The organism is Campylobacter sp. RKI_CA19_01128 (genome assembly GCF_025771175.1).
Taxonomy (GTDB): domain Bacteria; phylum Campylobacterota; class Campylobacteria; order Campylobacterales; family Campylobacteraceae; genus Campylobacter_D.
In genome coordinates, this window is sequence record NZ_JAKMPU010000016.1 from 1 (window position 1) to 13188 (window position 13188).

General features: G+C 25.7%; 12 protein-coding genes. 9 read left to right on the forward strand and 3 right to left on the reverse strand.

All coding sequences use genetic code 11. The features are described 5' to 3' along the window. The 3 genes from L8U98_RS07765 to L8U98_RS07775 all read left to right on the forward strand — a co-directional run. A partial coding sequence (locus tag L8U98_RS07765; RefSeq protein WP_318529468.1) for a hypothetical protein occupies positions 1-1644 on the forward strand: 1644 nt, incomplete at its 5' end. Further along, a complete protein-coding gene (locus tag L8U98_RS07770; RefSeq protein ID WP_263725457.1) occupies positions 1645-2901 on the forward strand; it encodes a hypothetical protein in 1257 nt (418 codons plus the stop codon). It begins immediately after the preceding gene. Between the two features lie 3 nt (positions 2902-2904). Further along, positions 2905-3957 (forward strand): hypothetical protein, encoded by a 1053-nt coding sequence (locus L8U98_RS07775; RefSeq protein WP_263676633.1) that lies wholly within the window; start codon positions 2905-2907, stop codon positions 3955-3957. On the opposite strand, the gene icmH is transcribed toward L8U98_RS07775, so the two are convergent. The 3 genes from icmH to tssJ are packed head-to-tail and all read right to left on the reverse strand — an operon-like array spanning position 3952 to position 6587. Further along, complete coding sequence (icmH, locus tag L8U98_RS07780; RefSeq protein WP_263725456.1) at positions 3952-4722, reverse strand: type IVB secretion system protein IcmH/DotU; 771 nt, start codon at positions 4720-4722, stop codon at positions 3952-3954. The two genes, L8U98_RS07775 and icmH, sit on opposite strands and share 6 nt — an antisense overlap. An 8-nt stretch (positions 4723-4730) precedes the next feature. Continuing rightward, positions 4731-6131, reverse strand: coding sequence for a type VI secretion system baseplate subunit TssK (tssK, locus tag L8U98_RS07785; protein WP_044598839.1), 1401 nt, complete (start codon positions 6129-6131; stop codon positions 4731-4733). A 15-nt stretch (positions 6132-6146) separates the two neighbouring features. Beyond that, the gene (gene tssJ, locus L8U98_RS07790) at positions 6147-6587 is read right to left on the reverse strand and encodes a type VI secretion system lipoprotein TssJ (protein ID WP_147575446.1); all 441 of its coding nucleotides are present in this window, start codon (positions 6585-6587) and stop codon (positions 6147-6149) included. A gap of 94 nt (positions 6588-6681) precedes the next feature. Here tssJ and L8U98_RS07795 point away from each other — a divergent pair, with 94 nt between their 5' ends. The 6 genes from L8U98_RS07795 to L8U98_RS07820 all read left to right on the forward strand — a co-directional run bounded on the left by L8U98_RS07795 (position 6682) and on the right by L8U98_RS07820 (position 13015). After that, positions 6682-7956 (forward strand): TssA family type VI secretion system protein, encoded by a 1275-nt coding sequence (locus L8U98_RS07795; protein WP_257938266.1) that lies wholly within the window; start codon positions 6682-6684, stop codon positions 7954-7956. A gap of 73 nt (positions 7957-8029) precedes the next feature. After that, positions 8030-8515 carry a type VI secretion system contractile sheath small subunit gene (gene tssB, locus L8U98_RS07800; RefSeq protein ID WP_039626294.1) on the forward strand — a complete coding sequence of 162 codons (486 nt, stop codon included), beginning with the start codon at positions 8030-8032 and terminating at the stop codon, positions 8513-8515. A 12-nt stretch (positions 8516-8527) separates the two neighbouring features. Beyond that, positions 8528-9982: a type VI secretion system contractile sheath large subunit gene (gene tssC, locus L8U98_RS07805; RefSeq protein WP_039626296.1), complete on the forward strand. Its 1455-nt coding sequence runs from the start codon at positions 8528-8530 to the stop codon at positions 9980-9982. 3 nt (positions 9983-9985) lie between these two features. Next, positions 9986-10378, forward strand: coding sequence for a GPW/gp25 family protein (locus tag L8U98_RS07810; RefSeq protein ID WP_066007556.1), 393 nt, complete (start codon positions 9986-9988; stop codon positions 10376-10378). A 1-nt stretch (position 10379) separates the two neighbouring features. Continuing rightward, the gene (gene tssF, locus L8U98_RS07815; protein ID WP_263725455.1) at positions 10380-12107 is read left to right on the forward strand and encodes a type VI secretion system baseplate subunit TssF; all 1728 of its coding nucleotides are present in this window, start codon (positions 10380-10382) and stop codon (positions 12105-12107) included. Then, positions 12104-13015, forward strand: a complete 912-nt coding sequence (locus tag L8U98_RS07820) for a type VI secretion system baseplate subunit TssG (RefSeq protein WP_263725454.1) — start codon at positions 12104-12106, stop codon at positions 13013-13015. The genes tssF and L8U98_RS07820 overlap by 4 nt, the downstream gene beginning before the upstream one ends. Positions 13016-13188 lie beyond the last annotated feature (173 nt).

Below are 13188 nucleotides of genomic sequence, written 5' to 3' on the forward strand. Positions count from 1 at the left end.
CAAAAAAGTGATACAAAAGAAAGTATAAATTTCAAAGAACTTTCTTTAAATTTAAAACAAGAAAACAATATAAAAGAAAATACAGATACTATAATAAAAAACACAAATTTTAACAATGAAACTTCTTTAAAAACGAAACAAAACAATACCATTATAGATGATATAAAAGAAGATTTTAAGATTGTATCTTATCACCTTAAAAACCTAAGCCACTTCATCTTAGAAAACAAAGAAAAAAATAAAAAGCTTATATTTTTTGACAATGCTTCATCTATGTCAAATCTTTTACATCTTTATGAGAACAATTGTGATATATTTGTTAAAGATGAGTCATTAATCGATATAGCTTTATTAGAACAAAACTATAATCTAGATTTTAATAAACTAAAAACAAGAGTATTTTTTTATGAAAAACTTCTTTTAGGCGCAAAGGAAGATGAAATTTTTTCTTTCAATGATGAAAAAATAAATTATTATCTTAAATATGATGAGAATAATTTATATGCTTTAAAAGATTTAAACATTACTTATGATTATTATCATTGTAAGATTAAAAACTATGTTTTAGCTAAAAATAGTTTAAATATAAAATTAGAACCTAAAAAGATAAGCAAGCACTATGCTTATGATGATTTAAACCATCAAGATCTAAATTTAACCCACAATAACACTAACATTATAAACAACACTGCTACTTCAAATTACATCAGCCTTATCATACAAGATGAACATGGCAAGGCTATTGATAATGCTAGCATTAGTATAAAAGGGTATGATCATGAAAAACTAATCAAGCAAAGCGTATTAAAATTAAAAACTAATAAAGAAGGTAAAATAAGATTTGATAGAGAAAAAGACTTTAGTAATTGTCATAGTTTTAAAGTTAGATTAGAAGATAATAAAGCTTATTTAGCCAAACCCTTACAAGATAGCAAAAGAATATTTAATAATTATATCAATCATAAAATAGGACTTATACTTAGGTTTAAAAATAAAGATTATTTTAAATATGATGGTTTTTATTTATATCATTTTAAAGGAAAAGATTTAATAGCTTCTTATATGGCAAGAAGTGGAGTAGCTAAAGCTGATAATTTAAAACCATCAAATAAACAAATTGCTTTTAGTTTTTATCAAGATATAAAAGATAAAACTACCAAGAAAAAAGCATATTTTTACTATGATGATGAAAGTATTAAAGATAAATTTGGAAGCTTACCTGAAGGAAAGTATTATTTTAAAATCAATGAGATTAATTACAACAAACAACCTGATTTTTTAAAAGATTATCCTTTTAGCATAGGTAAGACTTGGGGAAAGTATTGTGTTAGATTATACACAGATAAAGAATGCTCTAAAAGTTTTAAAGAAATAGAAATTTCAAATCCAAATAATGAAAAAGAAAAAAGCAAGAATAAAGAAAGTATGAGTAAGGGGGATTTGTATCTTTATAACATTAATGAAAAGGGAGAATTTGGTAGCAATGGCAGTATAGGAATAGTTAATGGAGTATTGTTTGAAGATTTATTAAAGCATTTAAGCTATATTACAAATGAAGAAGAATTGCTTTGCGAATTAGAAGTTAAATACCCCCAAAAACGAAACAATAAAATTGTATTTGCAAAAGAAATAAAGGATAGATAAATGAATAGCATAAACTCTAAGGAAATATACGATCTTAAAGCTCCGTTTGCACCAGGAACATATATAGAACTTTTCTTAGAGAATAACGACGATATACAAAGAAAATGGGGTTTTTTTGAATGTGATAGTCAAGCTAAAATGCAATTATTATTTGTATCGGATGATTATTTGCAAAGTTTTGATAGTTTTAGTACTTTAGTTGATATTGATGAAGATGGAGAATTAGAGTGCAATGATGATTACAATGCAACTTTAATTGAACAAGAAAATACAAATAAAATTGGCTTTTCTCTTCCTCTTTATAGAACAAAAGAAACTAAATTTGAAAAATATTATATTGTGATATTTGCTTATGAAGGCGAAATGCCGACTTTACAAGATCCTTATGTGATCATTGATATGAGTTTTAGAGTGGGTATTGGAGAAGATGATAATGTTGCTAATGGTGTTAATCTTGCAAATTATCCCAAAAATATTCAAGAATGGAACCAAATATCACACATACAAAGTGTTTGGGATGCTGTTAAATTTTTCGAATGTCTATCTAAAAAAATAGGTGATACCTTTACTATTATGAGAGAAAATTTCTTTTCATTCTGTAAAAATAATCCTCAAATAGCAGGAAAAATTGCTTATATTTACTATAGATTTGACCTAGGTAGTCAATCTTTCATAGATAGCGTGGAAAATGATTTCAAAGACTATCAAAGAGATAGAGATTTTTATTTTCAAACTTGTAAAGATGTTTTGCTAAATTGCCCTATAGAAAAAAACAATCCTAAAACATTGAAAGAAAAATATGATGAATTGATGCAAGGTAAAAAATTGGATATAGCAATTTATAAAAATTTAATTAGTAAGATTGCAACCGCTATATGTGAAAAATTAGACTTAAATTTAATAACAAAAAATGGTGAAATAGATTTTTTCCAAGGAGACGAAGAAGAATGGGGAGAATATTACAAAAGACGCATACGTGTTAATGAAAATAATCTACATGATTTAAAAGAAATAATAAAAACTATGATTCACGAGATTAGACATTTTTATGTTGAAACTTATTATTATCCGGGACAAGGTATTTTAAGAGGATATTTGTTTTATGCACATGGATTCTCTATAAGCGATGATTATAAAATTTTATTTGATGGCTTTTATAAATTTGATGACAAAGAAAGGCAAGAAAATGCTTACGAAATACAACCAAATGAAAGAGATGCAAGATTTGTCGAAAAAACGATAGATTTTTTAGGCTAAAGAATGAAAATTAAACTTCCTGATTTAAAAAAATATGCTTTTAACAATAGATCAGATAAAACCATATATCTTGGCATAGAAACAAATATTTTATGTGTCGAAGATAGAATAAACGATATTTCAAATTTCTATAGTAGTAAATATAATAAAAAAATTAATGATTTAACCGCTATTTTATATATAGGAAAGGTAATATTTCAAGAAGAGAAAAACAACTTGTTTCCAAAATTTATAGCAAGTAATTTTGATATTAATTTTGAAAAATTAAATAATTTTTGGCTTAATGAAATAATAAACAACAAAGTGCAATATTTCAGGCAAAATAACAATATAATCTTATCCAAAGAACAAATTTACTCATATTTTGATGATTTGCATTCCAAAAACATCAACTTAATTAAAAATTATTTTAATAAAATTTATGAAAATAGTGGCATTACCGCTTTAATCTATGACAGAAACAACCATAAAAACGATATATTAAATCAACTTGATACGCTATCTAAACAAGATTATAAAATTACATTTAGCGATGAGCTTTTTTACGAATATTTAGTTTGGAGTCTAAATGACTTTTTAATTCCATATTTTTCTGGTAAATTTCAAGATGAAAATGAATTACTTTTTAATGCCGGTGCTTACACTACATATAAAGAATTATATCAAAAACAAATCAATCTTATACCAAATCCTTACTATGGAGAAAATTCTAATATCCCTTTTATTGATTTTTTCTATACTAATATAAATCCATTAAAATATGGGGTGGGTTATATCGAAGGTTATTTAAAATTTTTTAAACACTATCCAAATTCAAAGTTCCTTAAAAAAATGCCTCCAATAAAAGGATATAAATTTTATAGCCCTAATATTAACCATGATGGTAAAATTTTATCTTCCAATAAAGGAAAATTTTATTTTTCTCTAGCTGAAAATCCTCAAATTTTTATTTATTTTTTTCAAAAATATTACCCAAAAATTTGTAACCTTCCAAAACATTGGAACGAAATTATGTTTCAAAAGTTAAAATTAAACATTCCAAACGAAGAGTTATAATTTTTCTATATTCTTAATCAAACTGCTAATATTAGAATCGATTTTAATATTATGAGTTTGTAAATCAAAAATTGCAAAAATGAAAAAACCTAAAATACATCCAATAGGTATAACAACTAACGCAAATTTCATAAATCTGCGTTGAAAATACTGCCAAAATTTTTCCCTATTAGCTCCATTATAAGCCTTATCAAAAGCTGTCTCATCTGTTAAATTTATAAGAGGAGTTAAAGCCGATGCTATATTATTACAAAGATAAATAATTTTTTCCTCAACATCTTTTTCATGAGAATATTTTCCTCTATATCCTAAAATCAAGCAAACATATATAAATTCCAAAAAATCCTTGTTTTTGGATGGATTAGACAACCAAGAAAGCGCTATATCGTAAAAATTATCACCACCTAGAGTCTCATCAAATAACCTCACGGTTAAAGTATGATTTGCCCAAGAGCTATTAATAAATAAATCATTTTTCATTAGACTTTCATCTACAAATACACATAAACAATATCTTAATTTTATAATATCTTTCTCATCATACTCTTTAAAAGTACTTAATCTTGAACTCCAAACCAATATTTCATTTACAAGCTTTTCTTTTAAATTCTCTATATAAGCAGCATCCAAAGAATGAACCTTAGATAATCTATAAACAAGTAAAAGAATTTCCAAGCAATTATCAACAACTTTATTGATTTCTAAACCTTTTAAATCACTTTCTAAAAGTAAAGATCCTTCTTTAAAATGTGATTCTTTTTGCATATTACTCCTTAAAATACAGCCCACATTTTTATATCAGGGTTTTTTATATTTGTTGTTAGATATAAACTTATAACATTTTCGCCCTTAAAGTATTTAAACAGCTCATCTTTTTTGTCTAACTTGTAATAAATATAACCATTTAAATAAGGTATAGAAGATGGAATATTTGAAATTTGCTCTATGTTTATCCCTCGTAATTGTGTTGTTACTATACTTTTTATCCTACTTTGAGTATGAATTTTACTTTGAGTTTTAAAATTATATAATAAATACTCATGATTAACATCAGCACTAATAGCTAAAAATAATTCACCCTCTTCAATAACCGTAGGATTGTCAAATAACAAATCATAAAATCCATTGTTATTGTCAATTACTTGAGCCATAGTATATTTTGGAGAAGTTATTTTTGCAAATAAAACTCTCAGTTGATTAGTAAGTGGTAAAAAAGTGTTAGTCAAGTCATCATGATTATATACTATAAAATCAGAAAAGGAGCTTTCAGTACCAAAAGCACTAAGATCTCCTTGAAAATCAACTAATTTTTCATATAAATTTTCAGGATGTATTTTATCTTTATTGATTATATATGAAAAAATAAAATACCATTTTTTTAAAAGATTAAGCGATAAATATGTACTAAAATCCAAGGTGTTTTTAGTTTGATCTATACCCTTAAATACTTCAGTGAGTATTTCTTTATGCTGTTTAATTGAATGCGAAATTTCTTCTAAAAATGATTTAATATACGAAGATTTATTTAAATCTAAACAAGTGGGTATAAAACTTTCATCTAACTCTATTTTTTTATTTAAATCAATATTTTTGATTTTTGCTATAGGAATTTCAAGTTCATCTGGAGTTTTGCTGCCTAAAAAGCCCAATTTCAATCTCAAACTAGCTAAAGTAATGCTTATTTTTTCTTGAGAGAAAGTAATATTATCATTCTCATATTCATCTTCTAAATCAGTATGTTTAAAAACATCATTAGTATTATCATCATATATTCTTGAAGCTACAACACTTCTTAAACTAATGTATTTTGAATTAGGTATATTATTGTGTAAAGATATATCTGCTATAGAGGATAAACCCATAGGAATTTTAATAACAATAATAGAATTTACCAAAGAATCATAATTAACTTCCAAAGGCTCTGGAAGCTCATCTTGTTCTGGTGCATTAAAAATGCTACCATCTTTAGCAATTCCAGAAATTCTTTTAAGTGCTATTTTTCCTTGCATTAGCATTTCATTGGAAAATTCTAAATCAATTATTCCATATAAATTATTGAAAGTTGAAATTGTTTTAAGATTAATATTTCTTTCAAAATATCGTTCTTGTTGCTCAAAATGAATTTTATCAATATTTAGCCCATTAAACCAAGCTACTTTTAGCTTATCTGCCATTATATTTTCCTTAGATTAAATATGTCTAATACCATCTTTTGTTATTTCAAATTTTAATGTTTTTTTAGTTCCAAAACCATTAGCATCATCTGTTTTTGCCCAAATTTTTGTTACCTTTTTAGTATTATTTGCAAATAAAACCAAAATACCAATATACGGCACTTCTTCATCTATAACTTTAAAAGCAATAATATTATCTTTAGGGGCAATTTGTAGTCTAATTGAGTCAATTTTATCTCTACCGAGTATAGCATCCTCTCTATTAATCAGCTCTAAATCACTAGCCTTTATAAATTTATTTACATCTTTTAGTTGATACACAATAACAGTCAAAGGAACATCATCATTTCTACTATTTAAATTAGAATTTTTTATATTATCAATCTTTACACTTACAACACTAGAGCAAGAACTTAAAAACAACCCCATGAGCAACATAACAAAAATTTTTCTCATTCCCATCCTTAAAAAAATACTTAAATAAATAACACTATAATTTTGTTTTTTATTATAATTAAAAAAACTTTCAATAGTGCTTAGGAGATAAAAAATGATTTTCTGTGATCATTATGAAGAAAATTTAGAAAACTTAGAAATATTTCATTTACTTGAAGAAGAGATGACAAAATACAAAACATTAAATCATGAAAAAATACAATGGGATAAGGTATATGAATACTCATTAGATATTTTACAAAACAACTCGATGGATATGAAAATTTTCGCTTACTTTTCTTTATCATGTTTAGCATTAAATAACGAAGAGTGTTTTAAAATATTTTTAGAAATAATAATTTTTACAGAAAAATTATTTCGAGAAAAACCTGAAAATATAAGTAAAACATCTTCTATACTATTAAATCAAAAAAAGAAATACAAACAAATTGTTGAAAATTTTATTAATGAATTTAATAAAAATTCACCAAAATGCTCACAAGTCACAGCTAAAAGTTTAAATGAGTATTTTGAAAAATTACGCGAAATTTTAAATTGTAATTTTGCAAAATTAAACATTAAAGAAGAAATAACTCAAACTAAACAATCACCTCTTAAATCTCCAGTGACACAAGTAAATATCGATATAAAAAACACAAAATTATCTAATCTTAGCGATAGAGAATACAGAACATTATTAAATAATCTAGCAATAGAATTACTAGAAAATAACATTGAAAATACTAATGCTTATTCATTGTTTGCAGAAGCAGCTTGGGGAAGATTAAAAACCCTTCCACCGCATTCAGATTTTGTCACTAAAGTAAGATATCCTGATAGAAATTTAATAAAATTACTATTAGATAAAAATACGAATGAGTTAGATCAAATAAAATGTTTTATCAATAACCTTTCACTTAACCCTTTCTGGATAGAAGGATTTAAACTATTTTGTGATTTTTTACATCATCATCAAAAAGAACACTCCTTGAAAATTTTAAATTTACTAACTTGTAATTTTATTCTCAAATTCAAAGATATTACCAAGTTAAGATTTGACAACGGCGAATTAATGTGTAAAGAAGATACATTTAATTATTTTGTAAAACAAAATCAAGAAACTAATAAAAAAACACACACCACATCCGATAAAAATAAAAAAGTAGAGCAATTACTCATTGAAATAAACAATGAAAATTATAATAATTCTTTATTTTGTAATATAAATTCTTTAATAGCCATGGCACAAGTTTTTGAAACAAACAATATGAAAAATAATGCAAAAATTATATACTTACAACTAGTTGAACTTATGGAAAAAACCTTATTAAAGGATTACTTAAGTGATGAGTATAATTATGCAAAAAACAAAACTAATAAAAAAATATAAACTTAGTTATTCTTTATTTAGTTTTATGTATAATTTAAAAAATAAATTTTAATTCAAAAAATAAGGAAGTAAAATGTCTGATGGATCAAGTGCACCAAAAGAACGCATAAATATAACCTACAAGGCAAAAACAAACGGGCAAAATGCAGAGATAGAATTACCTTTAAAACTTATGATAATGGCTAATTTAACAGGTAAAAATGAACAAAATTTAGAAGATAGAGAAATTGTGTCTATCAACAAAATAAATTTTAATCAAGTTATGCAAAAACTAGACATCAAAACCCAATTTAATGTTAAAAATACTTTGGGTGGAGGCGCTGAAGAATTAGATATCAACCTAAAAATATCTAGTATGAAAGATTTTTCGCCTGATAATATAGTGCAACAAGTGCCAGAGTTAAATAAACTAATGCGCCTTAGAGAAGCATTAATGGCTCTAAAAGGACCCATGGGTAATATTCCAAATTTTAGAAAAGCTGTTTTAGATGCTCTAAAAAATGAAAAAACCAAAGAGCAGTTGCTTTTAGAAATCAAAAAAGAAAATAACGAAGAATAAAGGAAACATAATATGTCAAAAGATAAAGTAATTGATACTCCAATTATTGAAAGTATTATGGAAAAAAGCAAATATGCTAGAAATGATGAAAGCTATAGTATAGCAAAAAGAGGAGTAGCCGAATTTATTTCCGCAATAGTTGAAAGCGATAACATAGAAGATAAAATCAACAAATTTGCACTTGATGAAATGATTGCCCATATCGATGATTTATTATCAAAACAAATGGATGAGATTTTACATAATGAAGAATTTCAAAAATTAGAATCGACTTGGAGAGGACTTTTCTTCTTAGTAGAAAGAACTGATTTTAATGAAAATATTAAAATTAATCTTTTTGATATTACAAAAGAAGAAGTTTTAGAAGATTTTGAAAATAATCCAGACATCACCCAAAGTGTTGTTTATAAAAATATTTATTCTTCAGAATATGGACAATTTGGTGGAGAACCAGTTGGTGCTATAATTGGTGATTACCAACTAAGCACTGCAAGTCCAGATATGACTTTTTTGAATAAAATGTCAAGCATAGCAGCAATGAGTCATTCTCCATTTTTAACTTCTTTAGGACCTAAATTTTTTGGTTTAGAAAATTATTCAGAATTAGCTAATATTCAGGATTTACAAAGTCTTCTCGAAGGTCCACAATACACAAGATGGAGAACTTTTAGAGAAAATGAAGATTCTAAATACACAGGATTAATGGTTACGAGGTTTTTGACAAGATCGCCTTATGATAGTGAAGAAAATCCCATCAAAAGCTTTAATTACAAAGAAAATGTTCACGCATCTCATAATCATCTATTATGGGGAAATTCAGCATATGCTTTCGCAACAAGATTAACAGAAAGTTTTGCTAAATACAGGTGGTGCGGTAGTATCATAGGACCAAAAAGCGGTGGAAGCGTAAAAGATCTTCCTACTTATTTTTATGAAAATTTTGGAAACTTAAAAGCTAAAATTCCTACTGAAGTTTTGATTACAGATAGAAGAGAATATGAACTTGCAGAAAATGGGTTTATAACTTTAACTCTAAGAAGAGACACCAATAATGCAGCATTTTTTTCAGCAAATTCTGCTTTAAAACCTAAAATATTTCCAAACACACCAGAAGGAAAAGAGGCTGAAACAAATTACCGCTTAGGTACTCAATTGCCTTATGTATTTTTAATTTCAAGATTAGCACATTATCTAAAAGTACTACAAAGAGAAGAAATTGGAAGCTGGAAGGAAAGAAGTGATATTGAAAATGGTTTAAACGAATGGGTTAGACAATATATTTCAGATCAAGAAAATCCACCAGCAGAGGTTAGAAGTAGAAGACCTTTTAGAGGGGCTCAAGTAAAAGTGGATAATATACCAGGGGAGCCTGGATGGTATAAGATTGGGTTGAGTGTTCGTCCTCACTTTAAATATATGGGTGGAAATTTTGAACTATCTTTAGTAGGTAAATTGGATAAAGAATAATAAATGTCTTTGTTGGATAAAATTATTCATTCATTGGATGAGCAATATAAAAATATCCCTTTTTATCAAAATGAATTTCAAGAAATAAAAAATAATATACAAGTTTTGCTTAATGCAAAACTTGATGACTGCTTAAGTGTTGAAGATTTTGGATTATCTAGTATGGAAAATCTAAATTTAAGCTCGACAGAACTTTGCTTGAACATGGCAAAAGAAATTCATAAACTCATAAGTAAATACGAAAAAAGAATTATAATTAATTCTATCACATATAATGATTCTTTAAAACCTTGGCAACTTTCATTTTTACTAAAATGTGTTTTTTGTAATGATAATTTTAAAGAATTTGCAATTGAAATTATATTTAAAAATAATCGATATTGCGAGGTTATCTAAAATGACACAAGATGATATACATTATTATCAAAAGGAGATTGCTTATCTTAATCATGCTCGGAAAATTTTTATAGATAAATTTCCCAAGTTAACCCCTTTTTTATCTTACGATAGTAAAGATCCAGATATAGAAAGAATTATTGAAAATTTAGCAATATTAACCTCTAAAATTCATCAAGAATTAGATCAAAATATACCCTATATTGCAGAATCTCTAATTAATATTCTTTCTCCAAATTACACCAACATTCTACCTTCTATGTGTATGCAAGAATTCAAATTTAGCGAAAACAGCAAACTCAACAGATTAATTATTCCTAAAAATAGTACAGTTAAATCTGTATCTATAGAAAAATGTGAATGTGAATTTAAAACAGTATATGATGTATATCTATATCCATTAAATATAGAGAATGTTTTTTTAGGAAGTGAAAGACAATATCATACATTAGATATACAACTTAGAGTTAGTAGAGAAGATTTAAACATAGAACATCTAGGTTTAGATAAACTAAGTATATACTTAGGGGATGATGTTTACACATCATCTACATTACTTTTTTATATGCATCAATATTTAGAAGAAATAAAAATCATATCTCATGACACAAAAGAAGAATTTAAAATAAATACCCATAATATTAAAACTATGGGTTTAAAGCCAAACGAAAGTTGCCTATTTTATAATGACTTAGGATTTGAATCTTTTTCCTTGCTAAGAGAATACTTTTTTTTGCCTGAAAAATTTAATTTTATCTCAATACAAGGCTTGGATGTTTTACATGAGTGTAAAGGTAAGTTAATTAGCATTTTTTTTAAATTTAATAAGACACTTCCTAAAAATTGTATTATAAAAAATGAATTATTCTCATTATCGACAACACCAATCATTAATATTTTCGAAAAAACAGCAGAACCTATCATCAATAATCACTCGAAAAATGGATATAGAATTTTCATCGATAGAACAAATTTAAATGCATATGATATAGTTCAAATAAAACAAGTCAAAGCACATAATAGCGACAGCGGGAGTAGAATTTTAAAAAATTATAAAAATTTTGAACGTTTTGAATTTATGCAAAATAAAATACAAGATTTTTACTACATTACAAATAAATCAAATTCCAAGCAAGATAACTTCAAAGAAATATCGTTTTTTTCCTCAAACAATACAAATGAAACAATCACAATAGATGTATTATGCTGTAATAAAAATTTACCGACCCATTTAAAAATAGGCGATATCAATCTTATACCTTTTTATAAAGATGCTATTACGAAAAACATTACCATTCCAACGTCGATCAAGCAAGTTAAAACCAATGGTAATCTTTTATGGAAATTAGTTTCTATTTTGTCATTTAGTTACCAAACTCTTTTAACAAAAACATCCTTTTTTCAAGTTTTAGAAAGCTATAGCTTTCCCGATGATAAAACTTCTGAAGTAGTATGTCAATTACTTACCTCTTCAATAATTGACATACAGTCAAAACCAAGCTACTTAATTGATGAGCATATTACAAAAAAAGGCACTATGAGTATTATAAGTATAGATGATTCTAAATTTTATTCTTTGGGTGAAGTTTATAAGCTAGGATTAATAATTTCAGAATTTTTATCATCCTTTGTGAGTATTAATTCATTTTGTGAATTAAAAATTAAATGCATAAACTCAAAAGCAACTATACATTATCCTTTTAAAAAAGGAATTAAACCTATATTATGAACAATGCAAACTCTTATACCTTTTATAAACTTCTTAAAAAATTATTAAAAGATCATCCCAAAGAAGATATTTTTCTAAGGGTAAATAATGCCCTAATGCATCCCAACAAAGAAATCGAATATGTAAAATTCAATAAAAATATTAGTGATTTTCCTATTGAAATTATGATTAATTTTATGGGTCTACAAGGTAATACATCACAACTCCCTTCTTATATACTAGACAAGCTCTCTAGGAATGAGGATGGCGGGGATGGATGGAGTTTATTTTTTGATTTCTTCAATCACTATCTTCTTTGGATTTTTTTTGAAATTACTACTCTTAACAATTATCCAAAAAGTTTTGATATTAACTTCAGCGATAGAATTTCTAAAATACTATTTTCTATGTTAGGCATCAATGACATAAAAATTGCAAAGAGATACCTACCTTTTGCACCGTTATTACTAAGTTTAAGAAGACCTAAAAGTTATATTGAAAGAATTTTACAAATCACTTTTAATTTACAAAATCAATTAAATATTATAGAAAATATACCCCATCAAATTTACATAAGACACATACAATTAAATAAATTAGGAAGTAAAAATCATATTTTAGGAAAAAATCTAATCTTGGGAAAAAAATTTCTATCTTACCAAAATAAAATAGCTATTTATATAAAAGATATACACTATGATGAAGCTTTAAAATACTTTCCAAACGCAGAAAAATACAAAGAGCTTAAAGAAAGTATATTATTTCTAACTAACAATGAATTTTGTGTTGATTTATATCTTAAAATTATTTTTAATAAAAGAATGCTGTTTAAGCTAGGAGACTACTCTCACTCCAAATTAGGATGGGGTAAAATTTTAGGAAAAAAAATAAAAAATTACGAAATAATACATATTAAACTTCATGAATAATTTTTATATTTATCAAAATATATCATTTATTCATCTATATTAAAATCAAATACATAAGATCTGAATTTTTATTATTAAACTATTGATATTATTAAATTTTATTAATACCCAATATTATGAAAATAACCATAAATTAACAACAAGCTTATATTAATCCAAAACTCTACTTCAAC

What these genes read in the sequence shown, in the direction of transcription:
- L8U98_RS07770 (WP_263725457.1), top strand. Translation starts at nt 1,645, where the DNA reads ATGAATAGCATAAACTCTAAGGAAATATACGATCTTAAAGCTCCGTTT.
- L8U98_RS07775 (WP_263676633.1), top strand. Translation starts at nt 2,905, where the DNA reads ATGAAAATTAAACTTCCTGATTTAAAAAAATATGCTTTTAACAATAGA.
- icmH (WP_263725456.1), bottom strand. Translation starts at nt 4,722, where the DNA reads ATGCAAAAAGAATCACATTTTAAAGAAGGATCTTTACTTTTAGAAAGT.
- tssK (WP_044598839.1), bottom strand. Translation starts at nt 6,131, where the DNA reads ATGGCAGATAAGCTAAAAGTAGCTTGGTTTAATGGGCTAAATATTGAT.
- tssJ (WP_147575446.1), bottom strand. Translation starts at nt 6,587, where the DNA reads ATGAGAAAAATTTTTGTTATGTTGCTCATGGGGTTGTTTTTAAGTTCT.
- L8U98_RS07795 (WP_257938266.1), top strand. Translation starts at nt 6,682, where the DNA reads ATGATTTTCTGTGATCATTATGAAGAAAATTTAGAAAACTTAGAAATA.
- tssB (WP_039626294.1), top strand. Translation starts at nt 8,030, where the DNA reads ATGTCTGATGGATCAAGTGCACCAAAAGAACGCATAAATATAACCTAC.
- tssC (WP_039626296.1), top strand. Translation starts at nt 8,528, where the DNA reads ATGTCAAAAGATAAAGTAATTGATACTCCAATTATTGAAAGTATTATG.
- L8U98_RS07810 (WP_066007556.1), top strand. Translation starts at nt 9,986, where the DNA reads ATGTCTTTGTTGGATAAAATTATTCATTCATTGGATGAGCAATATAAA.
- tssF (WP_263725455.1), top strand. Translation starts at nt 10,380, where the DNA reads ATGACACAAGATGATATACATTATTATCAAAAGGAGATTGCTTATCTT.
- L8U98_RS07820 (WP_263725454.1), top strand. Translation starts at nt 12,104, where the DNA reads ATGAACAATGCAAACTCTTATACCTTTTATAAACTTCTTAAAAAATTA.